A 22,058-nucleotide genomic window follows, 5' to 3' on the forward strand; every position below is an offset into this window, starting at 1 on the left:
TTTTTTACATTATGTAAGAGGGAATGGTTGACATTTTTTGACTACAAGTGTAAACTTTAAAAGAAAGGAGGGATGTAATGGAACAAATGATATCAGCTGCTGAGTGGCAGGTGATGCGTGTAATTTGGGCTCATCCAGGGTATACCTCGAGTCAGATTCTCTCGGCTTTACAAGAAGGATTTGCCTGGCAGGTTTCGACGGTTAAGACCCTCTTAGGACGGTTGCGGAAAAAATCCTATTTGGAAATGAAAAAAGTGGGTGGCCAGTATTACTACTATCCTTTAGTAGAGGAAAGAGAGCACGTGCAACTCCAGCTTCAACTGCTACTGCATGCGATGTGTTCTACTAAGCATGGCGATTTGGTTAGCCAGCTCTTAGAAGTGGGACAGTTTTCGCGTTCAGATTTACAGAGTCTAGGAGAACGAATCGCTCAACAAGAATCATCAGCACCAGAGCAAATTGCCTGTCATTGTTTAGCAGGCCAGTGTACTTGTCATCATCATAAGGAGAATATCCATGCAAAAAATTAAGTTAAGCAATCTATCATGCCAAAATTGTGTCAGACATGTAAAAGATCATTTTCAGGCGATGTCTGGTGTAGAGGAAGTATCAATTGATTTAACACATCAAATCGCAACAGTAGCGACAACTGTTAGCTATACGCTATCCGATTATCAAGCAAGCCTTGTTGATACGGTTTATGAGGCGCTTGAGCTAGTGGATTAAGAAAAAGCCATGATCAACAGATTTCATTCTGCTGAATTCATGGCTTTTTATAGTGAATTGAATAAAGGTTAGGACATCGTTAAGTCGCTTTGATGAACGCCAGTTCTATCTGCAGCTCCTTGCCTTGTCCTATTCCTTTTTCAATCCACTATATTTGTTAGTGCTTAGTTGGTGAACGAAGTCTTCTAGCGGTATGATTTGTTTCTGAACTTCAATTCTATCCCAAAAGCCGTCTTCTTTTTGTCGTGGGATAAGATGGGAATGAAAATGTGTCTCCTCGTCCATTAGATTTTTGTCATTGCGTGCAAGAGTGACACCGTCAATGGGGAGTGTTTCCTCCATAAGCGTTATTATATCTTGCTCTAACTCTGCTAGCTCATGAAGGAGGGGAAGAGGGAGTTCAGATAGGCTGGTGAAATGGTCCTTACTGATAATCAAGATATGCCCTGTTTTAATAGGGTCTATATCCCAAACTAGTTTGAAATGTTTGGTTTGATACAGAATGGCTTCCTCTGAAATATCGTGACAAAAGATACAAGTCATGCTCTGCTCCCCTTTTTAAGATGAGATAGTAAAAACCGAGAGCAAGTCCCAGTTTTTATGGTTCATAAGTAATAACGAAATATTTTTTCTTACCACGGCGGATAACGGTCAATTCGTTTTCGAGTTTGTCAGCTTCTGTCAATGTATAGTCAAGATCTTGTATGCGGTCTCCGTTCAGGTAAATCGCTCCATTTTGGACATCTTCACGAGCTTGACGCTTAGAATTCACAACGCCTGCAGTCACAAGGAGTTCAACAATGTTGAGATTATCCCCTGCTGTTACGGTGTAGTTTGGTACGCCACGAAGTCCTTGTTTGAGTTCTTTGACAGAAAGGTTTTTGATATTACCTGTAAAGAGTTGTTCGGTAATGTTCAGCGCTTCTTTGTAAGCTGCTTCACCATGGACCAAGGTCACCACTTCACGGGCAAGGATTTTCTGCGCTAGGCGCTCATGTGGCGCTGCTTCAAATTGTTTTCGAATTTCGTCGATTTCGTCAAGTGGCAAGAAGGTGAAAATCTTCAAGAAACGAATGGCATCTGCGTCCATGACATTCATCCAGAATTGGTACATCTCGTATGGTGAAGTCTTATCAGCGTTGAGCCAAACGGCATTGCCTTCTGATTTTCCGAATTTTTTACCAGTTGCATCGGTAATGAGTGGCACAGTGATGACATGGCCAGTTTTATCTGCCTTACGGCGGAGCAACTCAGTTCCTGCGGTCATATTGCCCCATTGGTCACTTCCGCCAATTTGGAGAGTGACGTTATGCAAGCGATTGAGTTCATAGAAGTCAAAGCCTTGCATGATTTGGTAGGCAAATTCTGTGTAGGAAATTCCTGTTTCAATCCGTTTTTTGACAGACTCCTTACTCATCATGTAGTTGACAGTGAAGTACTTACCGACATCGCGCAAGAAATCGATGAAGCTGATGCTGCCGAACCAATCATAGTTGTTGGTCATGACAGCTTTGTTGTCGCCATTTTCAAAATCAAGAAAACGTTCTAATTGGGTCTGGATACTTTTCACCCAGCTATCAACGGTATCTTTAGTTTGTAAGCTACGTTCTGCGTCTTTAAATGATGGATCGCCAATCAAGCCAGTTGCGCCTCCCACAAGTGGATAAGGCTTGTGTCCAGCTAACTGCAAGTGACGGCAGACGAGGATCGGGACCAAATGTCCTAAATGTAGACTGTCGGCAGTGGGATCGTAGCCTGAATAATAAGAGACTGTACCTTCTTCTAAGGCTTTTCGCAAAGCATCTTCATCTGTGGTTTGAAAGACCAAGCCACGTTCTTTTAGCTCATCAAAAATGTGCATGTCTCTTCTCCTTTTTAAGTTTTTTCATTAGCTTCCATTGTATCATATTTTAGGGCAAATCGCGTAGGAAATTTTCGTCAAAAGATAAAAAATATGATAAAATAGGGAAGATAAGGAGTTATCTATGACGACTAAATTACCTAAGAAAAAGAAAGAAACGAAGGAAATCGTTTCTTTGACAATCAGTGATATAGCCGGTATTGCTTTACGCACCTTAAAACTATTAGTAGACTTTGGAGCCATTGTCATTTTTTTGCTGGGGATATTCGGAACAGGGATTGGGCTGGGCTATGTTGCTAGTCTTTTTGATAGTGTAACGGTGCCTGATTCTACAAAATTAGTGCAACAAGTGACAGAAGTCAGCCGTATTTCAAAGGTGGTTTATGCTGATGGAAGTCTTGTTTCAGAGATTAGTTCAGATTTGTTGCGCTCTCCAGTAAATGGTGATGCGATTTCTGATAATGTCAAATACGCGGTCATTGCAACAGAAGACGCGACGTTTGAAAGTCATAATGGTGTCGTGCCGAAAGCGGTTTTGCGTGCGGCGCTTGGATCAGCAGGTGTCGGCTCATCAAGTGGTGGCTCGACCTTGACCCAACAGCTGATAAAACAACAGATTGTGGGAGATGCGCCGACTTTTAGCAGGAAAGCAAATGAAATCATCTCGGCTCTTGCTCTTGAACGTGCCATGAGTAAGGAAGAAATTTTAACGACCTATCTCAATGTTTCGCCGTTTGGACGCAACAATCAAGGGCGCAACATTGCAGGTATTGAGGCGGCGGCGCGTGGCATTTTTGGGAAGTCTGCTAAAGACTTAACTATTCCGCAAGCAGCTTTTATTGCAGGCTTACCACAGAGTCCAATTGTGTATTCCCCTTATACCGCTAGCGGTGGTTTTAAATCTGAAGAGGATATGGCCTACGGGATTGAACGTTCAAAAGATGTCTTGTACAACATGTACCGCTCGGGTTATATTAACAAAGAAGATTATGAGACCTATCTGGCCTATGATATTAAGAAGGATTTTGTTGCACCAGCTCCGATCTTAAAAGATACAAAGGATTACTTGTATTATGCGGTCTTGTCAGAGGCAGAGGATATCATGTATCGTTACTTGATCAAGAGAGATCAAGTCTCTGCGCAGGATTTGAAAAATGATGAGACAGTCAAAGCCTACAAGGATTTGGCAAAGCAGAGTATCAGCCAGGGTGGCTACACCATCACTAGTACGGTCAATAAAAATATTTACAGTGCCATGCAGTCTGTTGTGGCCAATTATGGTGAGGTGCTCGATAGTGGCGGTGGTTTGGTTGAGACCGGGAGTGTCCTTCTAGACAATCGAACAGGTGCTATTTTAGGTTTTGTGGGTGGTCGAGATTATAGCTCAAACCAGAATAACCACGCTCTTAATACCAAGCGATCTCCAGGTTCTACCATTAAGCCTTTTCTAGCTTACGGAGTTGCTATTGATCAAGGACTAATGGGCTCGGCTAGTGTCCTATCCAACTATCCAACAACTTTCTCTGATGGAACGCCTATTATGCACGTAAATAGTAGGGGAACAGGGATGATGACGCTACAAAATGCCTTGAATGTGTCAGCCAATATTCCAGCCTTTTGGACTTACAAAATGCTTCAAAATACAGGTGTAGATGTCAAATCCTATATGGATAAGATGAACTATGACATCGATTTGTATGATATTGAAAGTCTACCAATTGGGGGTGGAGTTGAGACGACGGTTGCTACCAACACAAATGCCTATCAGGCTCTTGCAAATGGTGGTGTTTACAATGAAAACTATATTGTAGAGAAAATTACGGCTCATGATGGGACGGTAATTTATCAACATGAAGCAAAACCTGAACAAGTCTACTCGAAAGCGACGTCTAGTATCATGATGATGCTTTTAAGGGGAGCGTTGGCATCAGGAGCTACTTCTACTTTCCCAGGACGCTTAGCAGCGCTTAACCCTCAAGCAGCAGCTAGTGATTTGGTTGGAAAAACAGGGACGAGTAACGATACAGCTGATGTCTGGCTCATGTTGGCAACACCAAAGATTACCTTGGGAACCTGGGCTGGTCATGATGACAATACGGGCATGGAGCTCTTGACGGGGTATAACAACAATTCAGCCTATGTTGCCTATTTGACGAGTGCTATTTATGAGGCGAGTCCAGAGTTGTTCGAGGGGCGATTTGAGTTGGATGACAGTGTGATTGCATCAAGTGTCTTAGCTTCTACTGGAATGCGACCAGCTACTGTTCATGTAAACGGTGTGCCAATTACGCCAGGCGGAGCGATGACAACCAGCTATTGGGCCAAGAATGGCGCCCCGATTACCGACTATAAGTTTATGATTGGTGGGACAGATGGCGACTATGTCAAAGCATGGAGTACCTTTACCCCTCCTGCGCCATCTAAACCAAAATCATCCTCAAGCTCAAGCAAAACTTCGTCGTCATCAGACACCAAGCCGGCTTCAAGTAGTGAATCTGAGCACTAATCTTGAGATAGCAACAAAGGAGTTAGCTAGTCGCTAGCTTCTTTTTTATTGTTTTTATTGTGGTCGTTTGGTTGTTTAAACCTGTGACTTCTTGTCAAGTGCTATCTCAAAAACCAGCGCTAAATTACCCTAAATTACCAACTGAAAAAGAAGGGTGAAAAGGCTTGAAAAATCAAGGGAAATAGTGTATAATAACCCTATATTATTTGTCGTGTGTCTTGTTTGAAATATTGTCCAAACAAGGCTTACAGCAGTTAAATCACACTTAGTTAAGGAAGATTTAGCTGCTCTTTTTGTGCTCATTTTTGGGATTTTGGGAGAATTGTCATCAATTCTTAAAGATTCTAAAAATTCTGACAAAACGGCAGTGTGTGATCTGGAGAATCAGATCTAGAGAAAAAAGAAGGAGCTAAAAACTTGGCAGGACATGAAGTTCAGTACGGCAAGCACCGTACCCGTCGTAGTTTTTCAAGAATCAAAGAAGTTCTTGATTTACCAAATTTGATTGAAATTCAAACCGACTCATTCAAAGAGTTCTTAGATCACGGTCTTAAAGAAGTTTTTGAAGATGTACTTCCAGTATCCAACTTTACAGATACAATGGAATTGGAATTTGTTGGTTATGAATTAAAAGAACCAAAGTATACCCTAGAAGAAGCGCGTATCCATGATGCAAGTTATTCAGCGCCAATCTTTGTGACCTTCCGCTTGATTAACAAAGAAACAGGCGAAATTAAGACACAAGAAGTCTTCTTTGGTGAATTTCCAATCATGACTGAAATGGGAACATTTATCATCAATGGTGGTGAGCGGATTATCGTTAGTCAGCTTGTACGTTCGCCTGGTGTTTACTTCAATGATAAGGTTGATAAAAATGGTAAGGTTGGTTATGGTTCAACTGTTATTCCAAACCGAGGTGCTTGGTTAGAGCTTGAGACAGACTCAAAAGACATCGCCTATACTCGGATTGACCGTACCCGTAAAATTCCATTTACAACGCTTGTGCGCGCACTTGGATTCTCAGGTGATGATGAAATCTTTGATATCTTTGGTGATAGTGAGTTAGTTCGTAATACCATTGAAAAAGATATTCATAAAAATCCAGCTGATTCACGGACCGATGAAGCCCTCAAGGAAATTTATGAGCGCCTTCGTCCAGGTGAGCCTAAGACAGCAGAAAGCTCACGTAGCTTGTTGACAGCACGTTTCTTTGACCCACGTCGTTATGACTTAGCGCCTGTTGGTCGTTACAAGATTAACAAGAAATTGAACCTCCGTACTCGCTTGCTCAACCAAACTTTGGCTGAACACGTGATTAATGGTGAAACAGGTGAAATTGTTCTTGAAGCTGGCACTGTCTTAAACCGTGATGTACTTGAGTCAATCGAAGATCAATTCGATGAATTGAACTTGGTGGAATACATTCCAAATGATGCGGCAGTTGTGGTAGAGCCTGTCTTGCTTCAAAAATTCAAGATTGTCGCACCAACTGATCCGGACCGTGTTGTAACTGTCATCGGAAATGCGAATCCAGCAGAAAATGTGCGTACGATTACACCAGCCGATGTCTTGGCTGAGATGAGCTACTTCCTCAACCTTGCAGAAGGTCTTGGTCGCGTTGATGATATTGACCACCTTGGAAATCGTCGGATTCGTGCCGTAGGTGAATTGCTTGCTAACCAAGTGCGTATCGGGTTGACCCGTATGGAGCGCAATCTCCGTGAGCGCATGAGTGTACAGGACAATGAAGTCTTAACTCCACAACAAATTATCAATATCCGTCCTGTAACAGCAGCAATCAAAGAATTCTTTGGTTCATCTCAGTTGTCGCAGTTCATGGACCAACACAATCCATTATCAGAGTTGTCCCACAAACGCCGTTTATCTGCCTTAGGGCCTGGTGGTTTGACCCGTGACCGTGCAGGTTACGAAGTTCGTGACGTGCATTATACCCACTATGGTCGTATGTGTCCGATTGAAACGCCTGAGGGACCAAACATCGGTTTGATTAATAACTTGTCTTCTTATGGACATTTGAACAAGTATGGCTTCATTCAAACACCATACCGTAAGATTGATCGTGCGACTGGTACGGTTACCAATGAAATCGTCTGGTTGACTGCTGATGAAGAAGATGCTTACATCGTTGCGCAATCGACTTCTCCACTTGATGAGAACAACCGTTTTGTAGACAAGATTGTCATGGGACGTCACCAAGGTAACAACCAAGAATTCCCAGCGGAATCTGCGGATTTTATGGACGTGTCACCTAAGCAGGTAGTTGCTGTTGCGACAGCATGTATTCCTTTCCTTGAAAACGACGATTCCAACCGTGCACTCATGGGTGCCAACATGCAGCGTCAAGCCGTGCCATTGATTGATCCAAAAGCTCCTTATGTAGGAACTGGTATGGAATATCAAGCAGCCCACGATTCAGGAGCAGCAGTTATTGCGCAGCATGATGGAAAAGTTATCTATGCAGATGCAGATAAGGTTGAGGTACGTCGCGAAGACGGCTCGCTTGATGTCTACCACATTCAAAAATTCCGTCGTTCCAACTCAGGTACAGCCTATAACCAACGTACACTTGTTAAAGTAGGTGATATCGTTGAAAAAGGCGACTTTATCGCAGATGGACCGTCTATGGAAAATGGGGAAATGGCGCTTGGACAAAATCCAATCGTTGCCTACATGACGTGGGAAGGATATAACTTCGAGGATGCGGTCATCATGAGTGAGCGTCTGGTGAAAGACGATGTCTATACATCTGTTCACTTGGAAGAATACGAATCAGAAACCCGCGATACCAAGTTAGGCCCTGAAGAAATTACTCGTGAAATTCCAAACGTTGGTGAAGATGCGTTGAAAGACTTGGATGAAATGGGAATTATCCGTATCGGTGCTGAGGTAAAAGAAGGCGATATCCTTGTTGGTAAAGTGACTCCAAAAGGTGAGAAAGACTTGTCAGCAGAAGAACGTCTCCTCCATGCTATCTTTGGTGATAAATCTCGAGAAGTTCGTGATACTTCTCTTCGTGTGCCTCATGGTGCTGACGGTGTTGTTCGCGATGTCAAAATCTTTACCCGTGCAAATGGCGATGAATTGCAATCTGGTGTCAACATGCTGGTTCGTGTCTACATTGCTCAAAAACGTAAGATTAAGGTCGGAGATAAGATGGCGGGACGCCACGGAAATAAAGGGGTGGTCTCTCGTATCGTACCAGTAGAAGATATGCCATACCTTCCAGACGGAACACCAGTTGATATCATGTTGAATCCGCTTGGGGTACCTTCTCGTATGAATATCGGACAGGTTATGGAACTTCACCTTGGAATGGCTGCTCGTAACTTGGGCATTCACATTGCAACACCAGTATTTGACGGGGCAAGTTCAGAAGATTTATGGTCAACGGTTAAAGAAGCTGGTATGGATAGCGATGCTAAAACGATTCTCTATGACGGACGTACTGGTGAGCCGTTTGATAACCGTGTATCTGTTGGGGTCATGTACATGATTAAACTCCACCACATGGTTGATGATAAACTTCACGCACGTTCAGTAGGACCATACTCACTTGTTACCCAACAACCTCTTGGAGGTAAGGCCCAGTTTGGTGGACAACGTTTCGGTGAGATGGAGGTTTGGGCACTTGAAGCTTATGGTGCTTCAAACGTTCTTCAAGAAATCTTGACCTACAAGTCAGATGATGTCAATGGTCGTTTGAAAGCCTATGAAGCAATTACTAAAGGAAAACCAATTCCAAAACCAGGTGTGCCAGAATCATTCCGCGTATTGGTGAAAGAATTGCAATCACTTGGTCTTGATATGCGTGTCCTTGATGAAGACGATCAAGAAGTAGAACTTCGTGACCTTGATGAAGGCGAAGATGATGACATCATCCACGTAGATGATTTAGAAAAAGCGCGTGCAAAGGCCGCAGCTGATGCCGCAGCCGCATTTGCAGCCGAATCAGAAGAATAAGGATGAGCAGAAGCAGAGCAGGCGCCTGTTTCTGCCGATTCCTCTTGTTAGAAATGAAGAAAGGGATTATTAGTGGTTGACGTAAATCGATTTAAAAGTATGCAAATCACTTTAGCTTCTCCCAACAAGGTCCGTTCATGGTCTTATGGTGAAGTTAAAAAACCTGAAACAATCAACTATCGTACGCTCAAACCAGAGCGTGACGGACTTTTTGATGAAGTCATTTTTGGTCCGACAAAAGACTGGGAATGTTCATGTGGAAAATACAAGCGCATTCGTTACAAAGGAATCGTCTGCGACCGTTGTGGTGTAGAGGTTACTCGTGCTAAAGTACGCCGTGAGCGTATGGGACACATCGAGTTGAAAGCGCCGATTTCACACATCTGGTATTTCAAAGGGATTCCAAGTCGTATGGGCTTGACCCTTGATATGAGCCCGCGTGCGCTTGAAGAAGTCATCTACTTTGCGGCTTATGTGGTAATTGATCCAAAAGATACACCGCTTGAGCACAAGTCAATCATGACTGAGCGCGAATACCGTGAAAAATTGCGTGAGTATGGACACGGTTCATTCGTAGCGAAAATGGGTGCAGAGGCGATTCAAGATCTCCTCAAGCAAGTAGATTTGCCAGCTGAAATTACAGCTTTGAAAGAAGAATTGAAAACAGCTTCTGGTCAAAAACGCATCAAGGCGGTTCGTCGTTTGGATGTGTTAGATGCCTTCTACAAATCTGGCAACAAACCTGAATGGATGATTTTAAACATCTTGCCAGTTATTCCGCCAGATTTGCGTCCAATGGTTCAATTGGACGGTGGACGTTTTGCGGCTTCTGACTTGAATGAATTGTACCGCCGTGTCATTAATCGGAACAACCGTTTGGCACGTTTGCTTGAGCTGAATGCACCAGGTATCATTGTCCAAAATGAAAAACGGATGCTCCAAGAAGCAGTTGATGCTCTTATTGACAATGGTCGCCGTGGTCGTCCTATTACAGGGCCAGGTAGCCGTCCGCTCAAATCCCTCAGCCACATGCTGAAAGGGAAACAAGGGCGCTTCCGTCAAAACTTGCTCGGAAAACGGGTTGACTTCTCGGGACGTTCTGTTATTGCTGTTGGTCCAACTCTAAAAATGTACCAATGTGGTGTGCCACGTGAAATGGCAATTGAGCTTTTCAAGCCGTTTGTTATGCGTGAAATCGTTGCCCGTGAAATTGCAGGAAACGTAAAAGCAGCAAAACGCTTGATTGAACGCGGAGATGATCGTATTTGGGATATTCTTGAAGAAGTCATTAAAGAACACCCAGTGCTATTGAACCGCGCACCGACCCTTCACCGCCTTGGTATCCAGGCCTTTGAGCCAGTTTTGATTGACGGAAAAGCCCTTCGCTTGCACCCGCTCGTGTGTGAGGCTTACAATGCTGACTTCGACGGGGACCAAATGGCGATTCACGTACCATTGTCAGAAGAAGCACAAGCAGAAGCACGTATCCTTATGCTTGCAGCAGAACACATCTTGAACCCGAAAGACGGAAAACCAGTTGTAACACCGTCTCAGGATATGGTCTTGGGGAACTATTACTTGACCATGGAAGATGCTGGTCGTGAAGGCGAAGGTATGGTCTTCAAAGATATGGATGAAGCGGTGATGGCTTACCGCAATGGCTATGTTCACTTGCATACCCGTGTAGGTATTGCGACAGACAGCCTTGATAAGCCTTGGACAGAGTCGCAAAAACACAAGGTCATGATGACGACTGTTGGTAAGATTTTATTTAATGCAATTATGCCAGCAGGCTTGCCGTATCTCCAAGAACCAACCAATGCCAACTTGACAGAAGGTACACCAGACAAGTATTTCTTGGAACCAGGATCTGATATCAAAGCTGCGATTGCAGAGCTTCCAATCAATCCTCCATTCAAGAAGAAAAATCTTGGAAATATCATCGCAGAAATCTTCAAACGTTTCCGCACAACTGAAACATCTGCCCTTCTTGACCGCTTGAAAGACCTCGGTTACTACCATTCAACGCTTGCAGGTTTGACAGTGGGAATTGCAGATATTCCAGTGATTGACAACAAGGCAGAAATTATTGAAGAATCACACGAACGTGTGGAACAAATCAAGAAACAATTCCGTCGTGGTATGATTACCGATGATGAGCGCTACGCAGCGGTGACAGATGAATGGCGTTCAGCCAAAGAGAAATTGGAAAAACGCTTGACAGAATCACAAGATCCGAAGAATCCAATCGTTATGATGATGGACTCTGGAGCCCGTGGTAATATCTCTAACTTCTCACAGCTTGCCGGAATGCGTGGATTGATGTCAGCACCGAATGGCCGTATCATGGAATTGCCAATCTTGTCAAACTTCCGTGAGGGACTCTCTGTATTGGAAATGTTCTTCTCAACTCACGGTGCTCGTAAGGGTATGACGGATACGGCCTTGAAAACAGCCGATTCAGGTTACTTGACACGTCGTCTTGTTGATGTTGCCCAAGATGTTATCATCCGTGAGGACGATTGTGGAACAGACCGTGGTTTGGATATCCGTTCCATCACTGACGGCAAGGAAATGATCGAGCCGCTTGAAGAACGCTTGCAAGGGCGTTACACCAAGAAAACTGTCAAACACCCTGAGACAGGTGAGGTTATTATCGGTCCAAATGAATTGATTACCGAAGATACTGCCCGTGAAATTGTCAATGCTGGTGTCGAACAAGTGACCATTCGTTCTGTCTTTACATGTAACACCCGCCACGGTGTCTGCCGTCATTGTTACGGTATCAACTTGGCGACAGGTGATGCGGTTGAAGTGGGTGAAGCAGTGGGGACAATCGCTGCTCAGTCTATCGGTGAGCCTGGAACACAGTTGACCATGCGTACATTCCATACGGGTGGTGTAGCCTCTAACTCAGATATCACGCAAGGTTTGCCTCGTGTCCAAGAAATCTTTGAAGCCCGCAATCCAAAAGGGGAAGCGGTCATTACAGAAATCAAGGGTGAGGTAACAGCAATCGATGAAGATGCGGCTACCCGCACGAAGAAAGTCTTTGTCAAAGGTAAGACTGGCGAAGGCGAGTACGTGGTGCCATTTACTGCACGTATGCGTGTAGAAGTTGGCTCTCAAGTAGCGCGTGGTGATGCCCTTACAGAAGGTTCAATCCAACCAAAACGCTTGCTTGAAGTCCGCGATGTCTTGTCTGTTGAGACCTATCTCCTTTCTGAAGTACAAAAAGTATACCGTAGTCAAGGGGTAGAAATCGGAGACAAACACATCGAGGTAATGGTTCGTCAAATGTTGCGTAAAGTTCGTGTCATGGATCCAGGAGATACTGATTTGCTCATGGGTACCCTCATGGATATTACAGACTTCACCGATGCCAATGCGGATGTGGTGATTGCAGGTGGAATCCCAGCGACTGCTCGTCCAGTCCTTATGGGAATTACCAAAGCCTCTCTTGAAACCAACAGTTTCTTGTCTGCGGCTTCCTTCCAAGAAACCACACGTGTCCTTACAGATGCGGCAATCCGTGGTAAACGTGATAATCTTCTCGGCTTGAAGGAAAATGTTATCATCGGTAAAATCATTCCAGCAGGTACTGGTATGGCACGTTACCGTAACATTGAGCCACAAGCTGTCAATGAAGTTGAAATCATTGAAGATACCGTTGCTGAAGAATTAGCAGAAGAAATGGTAACAGAATAAGAACAGAAAGCATATCTCAAAAGAGGTATGCTTTTTTACGAACAAATTTCACAAGCTAATTCTTTTTCTCCTATTTGAAAATTCGCTATAATAGTGGACATAGAGGAGTATGAGAGATGTATCGAGTAATTAGAATGTATGGGGATTTTGAACCCTGGTGGTTCTTAGACGGCTGGGAAGAAAATATCACTAGCAACAAATTCTACGACAGTTATGAAGAAGCCTTGCAGGCTTACCAACGTCAATGGGTCTGTTTGTCTGAACGATTTCCGATGAAAAAAAGTCGGGACGGATTGATGACAGCCTTCTGGGATCCAGAAGATCAGTATTGGTGCGATGAATGTGATGAATCTTTGCAGAACTATCACTCCTTAATCTTGCTCGAAGCCAAGGAAAATTTACCAACAGGTTTACAGCGTAAAGATACAGGGAAAAGACCACGTTTGTGCAAAATAAAAAATAAAGTTTAAGAGAAAGTTCGATGTTTGTGCACCGAGCTTTTTTCTTTATTCAAAAAATTTTTTAAAAAATATGCAAAAGGAGAATCATTTACGAATAAAGAAAGTAAGGAGGAGATATGGTTCAAAAAATAGCACAAGCAATGATTAGAGAAGCAGTAGAAAAGCGAGTCAGCGACCTTTATTTACTACCCAAAGAAGTCACTTGTCAAGTCTATGAGCGTATCTTGGATGCTAGGAAGCTAGTCAGCGAGCTGGAAGAGGCGACCTATTCGGCAGTGATTAGTCATTTTAAGTTTCTTGCTGGCATGAGTGTCGGCGAAAAACGGCGTAGCCAGCAAGGCGCTTGTGACTATGATTACGGAGCAGGAACGATAGCGCTCAGGTTTTCAGCAGTTGGGGACTACCGAGGAAAAGAAAGTCTGGTGATTCGTTTTTTATATGATCAAGAAGAGCATCTCCATTTCTGGTTTGATGCCTTGAGGCATGTAGAGGAAGCGATTAGGGGACGAGGTTTGTATTTGTTTTCGGGTCCGGTTGGGTCTGGCAAGACCACCCTGATGTATCATTTGGCAGGGCTGAAATTTGCCGACCGGCAGATTGTCACTATTGAAGATCCGGTAGAAATTAAGCGAGATGAAATGCTACAATTACAGCTCAATGAAGCCATTGGTTTGACCTATGACAATCTAATCAAGCTGTCTTTACGGCATCGGCCAGACTTGCTGATTATTGGAGAAATCAGGGATACAGAAACAGCGCGGGCGGTCATTCGCGCTAGCTTGACAGGGGTAACGATTTTTTCAACTGTCCATGGCAAGAGTGTTCCAGGTGTTTATGCCCGCATGTTGGAGCTGGGAGTGAGTCCTGATGAATTGCATCATGCCTTGCAGGGTATTATGTATCAACGTTTAATCGGAGGAGGAGGAATTGTAGATGTGGCAACGCAAGCTTACCAAACCTATTCGCCAGCGCGGTGGAATGAACAGATTGACCAGCTTTTTGCGGCAGGATATATCAGCGCTCGTCAAGCAGAGGCCGAAAAAATTGTCCTTGGTTCGTCAACGTAAAATGATTGAATTGTTTACTAATCTGCTGACAAGTGGCTTTCATCTAGTAGAAATTGTTGACTTTCTAAAAAAGAGCCAATTGTTGGCAGATTGTTATACTAATCTTTTATATCAGGGTTTGTTGGCTGGGAAACCTTTTGCGGTTCTTCTTTCAGATTTACAATTTTCAGATGCGGTCGTAACTCAGGTCGCCTTGGCAGAAGTGCATGGTAATCTGGAGCTGAGTTTAACTCATATTCAAGATTATTTGGGAAATCTTGTAAAAGTGCGGAAGAAGCTGGTTGAGGTAGCAACTTATCCAGTTATCTTGCTACTATTTTTGCTTGTAATCATGCTAGGCCTAAAAAGTTATCTTTTGCCCCAATTAGAAGAGGGAAGTGGTGCAAGAACAATAATTAATTTACTTCCGCTTGTCTTTTTAGTGTCGGCTGTTATTGGCCTTGCTTTAGTAGTTCTTTTGAGCTATTGTTATCGGAGGTCTGAGAAGATAAAGACGGTCAGTTTGTTGGCGGGTTTGCCCTTTGCAGGGAGATTGCTTCAGTTGTATTTAACTGCTTATTATGCGCGTGAATGGGGCAATCTCATCGGTCAAGGTCTTGAAATGACTCAGATTGTTGAATTGATGCAACATCAGCAGTCAGATTTATTTCGTAGAATCGGAAGGGAGTTGGGTCTGGCTTTAGAGAGGGGTGTTGCCTTTGAAGAACATATCAAACACTATCCTTTTTTCAAGAAGGAGTTGAGTCTCATGATTGAATACGGTCAAGTAAAAGACAAGCTGGGACATGAACTACGGTTGTATGCGAACGAGTGTTGGGAGGAATTTTTTGCCAAGTTAAATACTGCCATGCAGTTAATTCAACCTATGGTATTTCTGTTTGTAGCTGTCATCGTCGTCTTAATTTATGTAGCGATGCTATTGCCAATTTATCAAAATTTGGAGGTTTAAAATGAAAAAATTGAAGAAGATAAAAGTAAAAGGTTTTACATTAATAGAAATGCTCGTTGTCCTACTCATCATCAGTATTCTTTTGCTCTTGTTTGTCCCAAATTTAAGCAAGCAAAAAGAGAATGCTAAGCAGACAGGAAACGCAGTGGTTGTGAAGGTTGTTGAAGGACAAGCTGAATTATATGAATTACAAAACGAAGGAGAAGCCAGTCTGTCTCGGTTGGTGGAGACGGGAGCAATTACGGAAGCGCAGGCGCAAGCCTACAATGAATATTATGCAAAAAACACAAACCAGTCTCGTACAGTCAAGCCTTAGAGCCTATACCTTAATAGAAAGCTTGCTAACCTTGTTTATGATTAGTTTTGTGACAATTCTACTATCTGGCTCGGTTCATAGTATATTTACAGGTGTAGAAGAGCAAGTGTTTTTTCTTGAATTTGAAAGGATGTATAAGACGAGCCAACAGTTAGCTATATCTTCTAATAGGCCAGTGGTCCTTGATTTTACAGCATCTACGATTTCAAATGGGTATGATCGATTGAAATTACCATCTACCGTGCAGCTTCGGCAGGCACAACAAGTCCTAGTCGACCATCATGGTGGGAATTCCTCTTTAGCAAAAATTGAATTTTTGACTAAGGAAAAGAAAATCAGCTATCAATTATATTTAGGGAGTGGGAACTATAAAAAGACAGAAAAATAAAGCCTATATTTTACTAGAAAGTCTAGTCGCATTAGCTATCTTTTCAATGATTACAAGTTTACTCCTGACAGGAGTGCTTCATAGCAGAAAGTGGCAAGAAAAACAGTGGCAAAAACAAGAAGTCTTGTTGTTAGCCAAGATGGCCATCCAGTCAAGACAAGAACGCCTTACTCTGAATGGCAATATCGTAACAGTTCAGCGAGGTAGCCGTTATATTCGTGTCTACTATCAAGGTGAGGAGGTTTTAAATATTGAAAAAGAGTAAGGCGGCGGCTTTTACGCTTTTGGAGTGTCTTCTAGCCTTGTTAATTATCTCAGGCAGTCTGCTCGTATTTGATGGCTTGGCTAAGCTCGTTCATCATGAAGTCACTTATCAGGATACCAGCTTGGAAAAGAAGTGGCTGGTCTTTGCGGACCAACTGCGATATGAATTGGCCGACGTGCGTCTAGTTAAAGTAGAAAATGACCATCTATATGTCGAAAAATCTGGTCAACAACTGTCTTTTGGTAAATCAAAGGCAGATGATTTTCGTAAGACGAGTGACAAGGGTCAAGGCTATCAGCCTATGTTATATCAGGTTGCGTCTGCTACAGTCTACCAAGATAAAAGCCTTGTTCAGATTGATATTACCTTTGAAAATGGTTGGGAGAGAAGTTTTGTCTATCGTTTTGAAGAAAAAGTGTAGGGGAGGAATGATGTTATATGCCTTGCTCATGGTCGCTATTTTCAGTTTATTGCTGCAGTTTTATTTACATGCTCAATTGTCAGAAGCACGAGTTGCTTCGGCTGATTACGAAAGTACAGAGGCTTATTTGATGGCTGAATGGACAGCAGATATTGCGCGGGAGGAAATAACCGCAAAGAGCCGAACGACAGAAACTCCTTTGAATCCTTCAAAGGTGGAAGGAGAGTTGAAAGGAGCAGATGTGAAGCCTAAGGAAGTTTTAAAGAATGTTAAGGTAGAGGGAGATATTCGCTTTTCTAAAGGACAATCGCACTATCAATCAGAGAACAATCAGCTTCTGGTGACAGTTACGACGACAGCAGGTCATGATTTCTCCTATTCATTTCCTTTACCTAGCGAAAAATAGTCTTTTTTGATATGATAGGAATATGAATTTTGAAAAGATCGAACAGGCTTATGACCTGCTATTAGAAAATGTCCAAACAATCCAGAATCTTCTGGGAACGAACTTTTATGATGCCTTGATTGAGCAAAATGCTGCTTATTTGGCAGGGAGTCATGAGAATGAAGTGGTTGCTACGAACATTGCTACCTTGAAGCAATTACAACTGACAGCTGAGGAGTGGCGCCGTGCCTACCAATTTCTTTTTATCAAGGCTAATCAGACAGAGCCTATGCAGTACAATCATCAATTTACACCAGACAGCATTGGCTTTATCTTGACCTTTCTCTTGGATCAGTTAGTGATTGATCGAGAGATAACAGTTTTAGAAATCGGATCGGGTACCGGTAATCTAGCTCAAACAATTTTAAATCATAGCCAGAAAGACATTGACTATCTAGGAATTGAAGTGGATGATTTGCTGATTGACTTGTCTGCAAGCATTGCAGATGTTATGGAAAGTAGTGTTCACTTTGCGCAGGGGGATGCGGTTCGTCCGCAAATTTTAAAAGAGAGCCAAGTTATCATCGGTGATTTGCCAATTGGCTACTATCCTGATGACCGTATTGCTCAGCGTTACCAAGTGGCGAGTTCAAAAGAGCATACTTACGCCCACCATTTACTGATTGAGCAGTCCTTAAAATACTTGAAACAAGGGGGTTACGCTATCTTACTTGCGCCAAATGATTTGTTGACAAGCCCTCAAAGTTCGCTTTTAAAAGCTTGGCTGAAGGATCACGCTAGCATTGTTGCAGTGATGACTTTGCCATCAAGTCTATTTGGTACCCAGTCTATGGCGAAAACGATTTTTGTATTGCAGAAGCAAACGGATACTCCGGTTGAAACCTTTGTTTACCCGTTGACAAATTTGCAAAATCCAGAAGAGGTTCGACTGTTTACTGAGAATTTCAAAAAATGGAAACAAGATAATGCAATTTAGGTGAAAATTTGATATACTAGTTAGGAAAACGCTTAAAAAGGGGAATCTTATGTCAAAAACAATTGCGATTAACGCGGGTAGCTCTAGTTTGAAATGGCAATTATACCAAATGCCAGAAGAAAAAGTACTAGCGAAAGGTCTAATCGAGCGAATTGGTCTTAAAGACTCTGTTTCAACTGTTAAATTTGATGGTCAAGCAGCTAGCCAAACACTTGATATTGCGGATCATGTGCAAGCTGTTAAAATCTTATTAGATGATTTGTTAGCACACCACATTATCGACGACTTTTCAGAAATTACAGGTGTTGGTCACCGTGTAGTTGCTGGTGGTGAATTCTTTAAAGATTCAGTCTTAATTGATGATGAAGCCCTTGCGAAAATCGAGGAATTGTCAGCTCTAGCACCGCTTCATAACCCAGCAAATGCAGCTGGTATCCGTGCATTTAAGGACATCTTGCCAGATATTACAAGTGTTGCAGTTTTTGATACAGCATTCCATACAACAATGCCAGAAGTAGCTTACCGTTACCCAATTGCGACTAAGTACTACGAAGATTACCAAGTTCGTAAATACGGAGCACACGGAACATCTCATTACTATGTTTCACGCGAAGCAGCAAAAATCTTGAATAAACCAGTCGAAGAGCTGAAATTGATTACTGCCCATATCGGAAACGGAATTTCAATCACAGCTGTTGACGGTGGAAAATCTGTTGATACGTCAATGGGGTTCACTCCATTAGCTGGTCCAATGATGGGCACGCGCTCTGGAGATATCGATCCTGCCATTATTCCATACCTCATTGAAAATGTTGCAGAATTGAAAGACGCTGCGGATGTTGTGAACGTTTTGAACAAGCAATCTGGCATTTTGGGTATTGCAGAAGTATCAAGCGATATGCGTGAGGTAGAAGCAGGTCGTAAAGCAGGTGAGGCGAAATGTACATTAGCCTTTGATATGTTGATCAACAGACTTCAAAAATTTATCGGTCAATACTTTGCGGTTCTAAATGGAGCAGACGCTCTCGTTTTCACTGCAGGTATCGGTGAGAATTCTGTGGCGGTTCGTGAAGCCGTTGTGAAAGGTTTGTCCTGGTTTGGCATGGAATTAGATCCTGAAAAGAATGTTTTTGGAGCAGAAGGAGATATTTCAACTTCTAATTCCAAGGTGAAAGTCTTGGTTGTTCCAACTGACGAAGAACTTGTGATTGCGCGTGATGTTGAACGTTTGAAAAAATAAGATTATAAATAAGAAAATGGATTCCTGTTGATTAGGAGTCCATTTTTAAAGTCTTATCGTCTCTACCAATTAAAAACAACCAGTTAATCCTAGGTAATAAGTTAATAACTGAACAAACTAAATGGAGGTAAAAGTTAATCTGCCTCCATGAAAATCGTGTTTTTCTAGTATAGTAGACCGAAGTTTCTAACAATGAGATTAGTAGTGAATCTCCCATCTGTTATACCGCTAAATTATGGTAGTTATTTACTTGAAAATGCTCTAGTCAAAATCATGTAGATATGGTAGAATAAAAAAGCAAAGTTGATTTGCACAGAGTAGATGGTTTGCGTTAAGTGTGTATGGATGGGATGTTGCCATACAACGAAGCGAAAGCGCGGTAAACCATTGCATCCGCTGTCGATGAACCGACAGCTCCAATTGATAAAAGGAGCATAGTATGTTTTCAAAGAAATCCCCTAAGCTTGGGGTTCAGTTATTAGTTGTCTTAGCGATGTTAATCGCTATTCGTTATATCTTGGGGCACTACTTTTCATTTTGGATTATTCCTCAGATGCTAAAAGTTAGTCTGTCGTTTATTGCCAATACGCTTATCGGAATGTTGGCAGGGCCATGGCTTGCGATGATTGTGTTCGTGGTGAATGACGTGTTAACGGCTTTAAACTCCGGATATCCGTTTATTATTTGGTTTACTCTGCTAGAGGCAGTTCAAGGATTTTTATATGGTTATTTTTACTATGGGAAAAAATTAGATATTCACAGTAAAAAAGACTGGCTGTATGTATTATTGGCTACATCAGTGATTATGGGAATTGGGACCTTCTTTTTGACCCCGCTTCTCAACCAGATTTACCAACATGTCCCTATTTCGGTTCAATTCTTTGCCCAAGGGCGTATTTTTAAAATTTTAGAAATTCCATTTAGAGTGGTTGTGACAATGATTCTCTTGCCACAGCTTCATAGAATCCCAGAGGTCCGTAAGCTCATGGGGATTAAAAAATAAGAAAAAAGCAACAATTCATCCCATTGTTGCTTTTTATATGCAGATGCCTTGGTCTAATAATGCTTAATCAACTCAACTGTTGAACGATCGAGTTTTTTGACAATTGCTTGTAGGAAGGATTGTGCTTGTAAGAAATCGTCCATATTGTAGAGTGTTTGGTGTGAATGGATGTAACGTGCGCAAACTCCGATTGTAGTAGACGGGATACCATGATTTTTCATGTGAGCAGCCCCTGCATCGGTTCCGCCTTTTGCACAATAGTATTGGAATTTGATACCGGCTTCTTCTGCGGTTGTCAGCAAGAAATCTTTCATATTTTTCAACATGATATGGCCTGGATCGTAAAAGCGTAAGAGCGTACCGTCTCCAATATTGCCTTGTTCTCCAAAGATATCACCTGCTGGTGAGCAATCCACTGCAAGGAAAATATCTGGATTGAACTTGGTTGTAGAAGCATGCGCACCGCGCAACCCGACTTCTTCTTGGACGTTAGCCCCTGCAATCAATTGATTTGGTAGAGGTGTACCTGATAGACTTTCAAGCAATTCAGTCACCATAAGAACTCCAAAACGATTGTCCCAAGCCTTTGAAATCACATTGTGACCATTAGCAGTCAGGATGGTTTCGTTTTTCGGAACGAGGATATCACCGGGACGAACACCGAAAGCTTCAGCTTCTTCTTTGGAAGCAAATCCAGCATCAAAAATCACATCACCGATAGCAGGAAGTCCAGCGTTACCATTGCTGCCGCGAGAAAGGTGAGGAGGCATAGATCCTGAAATGGTAGGGATTTGACGACCGTCTTGCAAGTGGAGCGTGAAAGCCTGGCTAGAAACGACAAGGGGATTCCAGCCCCCGATTCCTACTACTCGAAAAGTTCCGTCTGCCTTAATTTGGCTAATCATAAAGCCTACTTCATCCATGTGGGAAGCAACCATGATGCGAGGTGCATTTTCTTGGCTAGTATCCTTGATACCAAAAATTCCTCCCAAGCCATCGGTTTCAATCCGATCCACATGTGGAGTGATTTTACTGCGAATATGGTCGCGGACATCGTGTTCGAAGCCTGCAATACCGTGTAGTTCAGTAACTTCTTTGATTTTTTTAAATAAATTCGAATGTGACATAATTGATCCTCCTAGCTACTATTTTAACATGAATTATGGTAAAATGTTGGGTATGAAGAAGAAAAAAGCAGCCTTGCTAGCAGGTGTAGTTGGAGCGGGTGTCCTCGCAGCTAGTGCACGATTTGCGATGACAGTGTATGAGGAGCGGAAAAAAGCCAAGGCCCTTCAGCAAGTGCGGGCGTTTTTTGCGGAATACGGAGAGATTGCGACAGTCTTTATCAATGAAATGCAATCAAGTAAGGATCGTCTCGTTGGCGGTGTTGTCATGGAGGACGAACGGGTCTACTTGTTTGAAAATGAAGCTGGTGTCATTTGGTACGAGGAGGAGTTAGCATGATTATTCCAAAGAATCTTGAAGAATTAGCTAATTTAGCAGAACAAGATGGAAAACAAGTCTTTTTCTTTTCAGCAGAATGGTGCGGAGATTGCCGTTTTATCAAGCCATTTTTGCCAGAAATTGAAGCGGATAATCCAGATTTTCAATTTGTCTTGGTAGACCGGGATGAGTATCTGGAAGTGGCTCAGGAGTGGAATGTATTTGGAATTCCAAGTCTAGTCGTGCTTGAAAAAGGCAAAGAAATCGGTCGCTTTGTTAATCGTGATCGCAAGACCAAGCAGGAAATCAATGACTTTTTAGCAAGTGTGAGAGGGTAAAGA

Annotated in this window: 21 protein-coding genes and 1 riboswitch; of the genes, 18 read left to right on the top strand and 3 right to left on the bottom strand. The window is 42.6% G+C overall.

Annotation, left to right across the window (positions count from 1 at the left end; genetic code table 11):
* The first annotated feature begins 77 nt into the window (after window positions 1–77).
* Window positions 78–530 (top strand): CopY/TcrY family copper transport repressor, encoded by a 453-nt coding sequence (locus CHF41_RS02675; protein ID WP_119875869.1) that lies wholly within the window; start codon window positions 78–80, stop codon window positions 528–530.
* The gene (locus CHF41_RS02680; RefSeq protein ID WP_119875870.1) at window positions 517–726 is read left to right on the top strand and encodes a heavy-metal-associated domain-containing protein; all 210 of its coding nucleotides are present in this window, start codon (window positions 517–519) and stop codon (window positions 724–726) included. The genes CHF41_RS02675 and CHF41_RS02680 overlap by 14 nt, the downstream gene beginning before the upstream one ends.
* A gap of 129 nt (window positions 727–855) precedes the next feature.
* Here CHF41_RS02680 and CHF41_RS02685 read toward each other — a convergent pair whose 3' ends face one another.
* Both CHF41_RS02685 and tyrS read right to left on the bottom strand, forming a co-directional pair.
* Window positions 856–1,269, bottom strand: coding sequence for an HIT family protein (locus CHF41_RS02685; protein WP_119875871.1), 414 nt, complete (start codon window positions 1,267–1,269; stop codon window positions 856–858).
* Between the two features lie 55 nt (window positions 1,270–1,324).
* Window positions 1,325–2,587, bottom strand: a complete 1,263-nt coding sequence (gene tyrS / locus CHF41_RS02690; protein ID WP_119875872.1) for a tyrosine--tRNA ligase — start codon at window positions 2,585–2,587, stop codon at window positions 1,325–1,327.
* Between the two features lie 124 nt (window positions 2,588–2,711).
* Here tyrS and pbp1b point away from each other — a divergent pair, with 124 nt between their 5' ends.
* The 14 genes from pbp1b (at window position 2,712) to CHF41_RS02760 (ending at window position 20,274) form a co-directional block, all read left to right on the top strand.
* Window positions 2,712–5,093: a penicillin-binding protein PBP1B gene (gene pbp1b / locus CHF41_RS02695; protein ID WP_119875873.1), complete on the top strand. Its 2,382-nt coding sequence runs from the start codon at window positions 2,712–2,714 to the stop codon at window positions 5,091–5,093.
* Between the two features lie 417 nt (window positions 5,094–5,510).
* On the top strand, window positions 5,511–9,074 hold the full coding sequence (gene rpoB, locus CHF41_RS02700; RefSeq protein ID WP_119875874.1) for a DNA-directed RNA polymerase subunit beta: 3,564 nt from the start codon (window positions 5,511–5,513) through the stop codon (window positions 9,072–9,074).
* Between the two features lie 72 nt (window positions 9,075–9,146).
* Window positions 9,147–12,782: a DNA-directed RNA polymerase subunit beta' gene (rpoC, locus tag CHF41_RS02705; protein WP_119875875.1), complete on the top strand. Its 3,636-nt coding sequence runs from the start codon at window positions 9,147–9,149 to the stop codon at window positions 12,780–12,782.
* A 116-nt stretch (window positions 12,783–12,898) separates the two neighbouring features.
* Entirely contained in the window at window positions 12,899–13,252 is a 354-nt protein-coding gene (locus CHF41_RS02710; protein ID WP_119875876.1) for a DUF1033 family protein, read from the top strand.
* 107 nt (window positions 13,253–13,359) lie between these two features.
* The gene (comGA, locus tag CHF41_RS02715) at window positions 13,360–14,310 is read left to right on the top strand and encodes a competence type IV pilus ATPase ComGA (protein ID WP_119875877.1); all 951 of its coding nucleotides are present in this window, start codon (window positions 13,360–13,362) and stop codon (window positions 14,308–14,310) included.
* Window positions 14,222–15,259 carry a competence type IV pilus assembly protein ComGB gene (gene comGB, locus CHF41_RS02720; RefSeq protein WP_119875878.1) on the top strand — a complete coding sequence of 346 codons (1,038 nt, stop codon included), beginning with the start codon at window positions 14,222–14,224 and terminating at the stop codon, window positions 15,257–15,259. The genes comGA and comGB overlap by 89 nt, the downstream gene beginning before the upstream one ends.
* A gap of 1 nt (window position 15,260) precedes the next feature.
* Entirely contained in the window at window positions 15,261–15,575 is a 315-nt protein-coding gene (comGC, locus tag CHF41_RS02725; protein ID WP_075105262.1) for a competence type IV pilus major pilin ComGC, read from the top strand.
* Window positions 15,535–15,963, top strand: a complete 429-nt coding sequence (comGD, locus tag CHF41_RS02730; protein WP_119875879.1) for a competence type IV pilus minor pilin ComGD — start codon at window positions 15,535–15,537, stop codon at window positions 15,961–15,963. The genes comGC and comGD overlap by 41 nt, the downstream gene beginning before the upstream one ends.
* The gene (gene comGE, locus CHF41_RS02735) at window positions 15,935–16,228 is read left to right on the top strand and encodes a competence type IV pilus minor pilin ComGE (RefSeq protein ID WP_119875880.1); all 294 of its coding nucleotides are present in this window, start codon (window positions 15,935–15,937) and stop codon (window positions 16,226–16,228) included. Before comGD ends, comGE begins: the two co-directional genes overlap by 29 nt.
* Window positions 16,215–16,649 carry a competence type IV pilus minor pilin ComGF gene (gene comGF / locus CHF41_RS02740; RefSeq protein ID WP_119875881.1) on the top strand — a complete coding sequence of 145 codons (435 nt, stop codon included), beginning with the start codon at window positions 16,215–16,217 and terminating at the stop codon, window positions 16,647–16,649. The genes comGE and comGF overlap by 14 nt, the downstream gene beginning before the upstream one ends.
* A gap of 7 nt (window positions 16,650–16,656) precedes the next feature.
* Complete coding sequence (gene comGG / locus CHF41_RS02745; RefSeq protein WP_162911910.1) at window positions 16,657–17,055, top strand: competence type IV pilus minor pilin ComGG; 399 nt, start codon at window positions 16,657–16,659, stop codon at window positions 17,053–17,055.
* A gap of 22 nt (window positions 17,056–17,077) precedes the next feature.
* Complete coding sequence (locus CHF41_RS02750) at window positions 17,078–18,031, top strand: class I SAM-dependent methyltransferase (protein WP_119875883.1); 954 nt, start codon at window positions 17,078–17,080, stop codon at window positions 18,029–18,031.
* Between the two features lie 49 nt (window positions 18,032–18,080).
* Window positions 18,081–19,271: an acetate kinase gene (locus CHF41_RS02755; protein WP_119875884.1), complete on the top strand. Its 1,191-nt coding sequence runs from the start codon at window positions 18,081–18,083 to the stop codon at window positions 19,269–19,271.
* A 311-nt stretch (window positions 19,272–19,582) separates the two neighbouring features.
* Window positions 19,583–19,672, top strand: a riboswitch (THF riboswitch).
* A gap of 38 nt (window positions 19,673–19,710) precedes the next feature.
* Entirely contained in the window at window positions 19,711–20,274 is a 564-nt protein-coding gene (locus CHF41_RS02760; protein ID WP_119875885.1) for a folate family ECF transporter S component, read from the top strand.
* A gap of 53 nt (window positions 20,275–20,327) precedes the next feature.
* On the opposite strand, the gene pepA is transcribed toward CHF41_RS02760, so the two are convergent.
* Window positions 20,328–21,401, bottom strand: coding sequence for a glutamyl aminopeptidase (gene pepA / locus CHF41_RS02765; protein ID WP_119875886.1), 1,074 nt, complete (start codon window positions 21,399–21,401; stop codon window positions 20,328–20,330).
* Window positions 21,402–21,453: 52 nt separating this feature from the next.
* Between pepA and CHF41_RS02770 the strand changes: the two genes are divergently transcribed.
* Both CHF41_RS02770 and CHF41_RS02775 read left to right on the top strand, forming a co-directional pair.
* Complete coding sequence (locus tag CHF41_RS02770) at window positions 21,454–21,738, top strand: DUF4651 domain-containing protein (protein ID WP_119877120.1); 285 nt, start codon at window positions 21,454–21,456, stop codon at window positions 21,736–21,738.
* The gene (locus tag CHF41_RS02775; RefSeq protein WP_119875887.1) at window positions 21,735–22,055 is read left to right on the top strand and encodes a thioredoxin family protein; all 321 of its coding nucleotides are present in this window, start codon (window positions 21,735–21,737) and stop codon (window positions 22,053–22,055) included. The genes CHF41_RS02770 and CHF41_RS02775 overlap by 4 nt, the downstream gene beginning before the upstream one ends.
* Window positions 22,056–22,058 lie beyond the last annotated feature (3 nt).

The organism is Streptococcus respiraculi, assembly GCF_003595525.1.
Taxonomy (GTDB): Bacteria; Bacillota; Bacilli; order Lactobacillales; family Streptococcaceae; genus Streptococcus; species Streptococcus respiraculi.

Coding starts and splice junctions, on each gene's coding strand:
- CHF41_RS02775 (WP_119875887.1), top strand. CDS start 21,735: ATGATTATTCCAAAGAATCTTGAAGAATTAGCTAATTTAGCAGAACAA.
- CHF41_RS02685 (WP_119875871.1), bottom strand. CDS start 1,269: ATGACTTGTATCTTTTGTCACGATATTTCAGAGGAAGCCATTCTGTAT.
- CHF41_RS02710 (WP_119875876.1), top strand. CDS start 12,899: ATGTATCGAGTAATTAGAATGTATGGGGATTTTGAACCCTGGTGGTTC.
- CHF41_RS02750 (WP_119875883.1), top strand. CDS start 17,078: ATGAATTTTGAAAAGATCGAACAGGCTTATGACCTGCTATTAGAAAAT.
- CHF41_RS02770 (WP_119877120.1), top strand. CDS start 21,454: ATGAAGAAGAAAAAAGCAGCCTTGCTAGCAGGTGTAGTTGGAGCGGGT.
- CHF41_RS02760 (WP_119875885.1), top strand. CDS start 19,711: ATGTTTTCAAAGAAATCCCCTAAGCTTGGGGTTCAGTTATTAGTTGTC.
- pepA (WP_119875886.1), bottom strand. CDS start 21,401: ATGTCACATTCGAATTTATTTAAAAAAATCAAAGAAGTTACTGAACTA.
- comGB (WP_119875878.1), top strand. CDS start 14,222: ATGAACAGATTGACCAGCTTTTTGCGGCAGGATATATCAGCGCTCGTC.
- comGG (WP_162911910.1), top strand. CDS start 16,657: ATGATGTTATATGCCTTGCTCATGGTCGCTATTTTCAGTTTATTGCTG.
- CHF41_RS02675 (WP_119875869.1), top strand. CDS start 78: ATGGAACAAATGATATCAGCTGCTGAGTGGCAGGTGATGCGTGTAATT.
- CHF41_RS02680 (WP_119875870.1), top strand. CDS start 517: ATGCAAAAAATTAAGTTAAGCAATCTATCATGCCAAAATTGTGTCAGA.
- pbp1b (WP_119875873.1), top strand. CDS start 2,712: ATGACGACTAAATTACCTAAGAAAAAGAAAGAAACGAAGGAAATCGTT.
- comGC (WP_075105262.1), top strand. CDS start 15,261: ATGAAAAAATTGAAGAAGATAAAAGTAAAAGGTTTTACATTAATAGAA.
- comGD (WP_119875879.1), top strand. CDS start 15,535: ATGCAAAAAACACAAACCAGTCTCGTACAGTCAAGCCTTAGAGCCTAT.
- tyrS (WP_119875872.1), bottom strand. CDS start 2,587: ATGCACATTTTTGATGAGCTAAAAGAACGTGGCTTGGTCTTTCAAACC.
- comGA (WP_119875877.1), top strand. CDS start 13,360: ATGGTTCAAAAAATAGCACAAGCAATGATTAGAGAAGCAGTAGAAAAG.
- CHF41_RS02755 (WP_119875884.1), top strand. CDS start 18,081: ATGTCAAAAACAATTGCGATTAACGCGGGTAGCTCTAGTTTGAAATGG.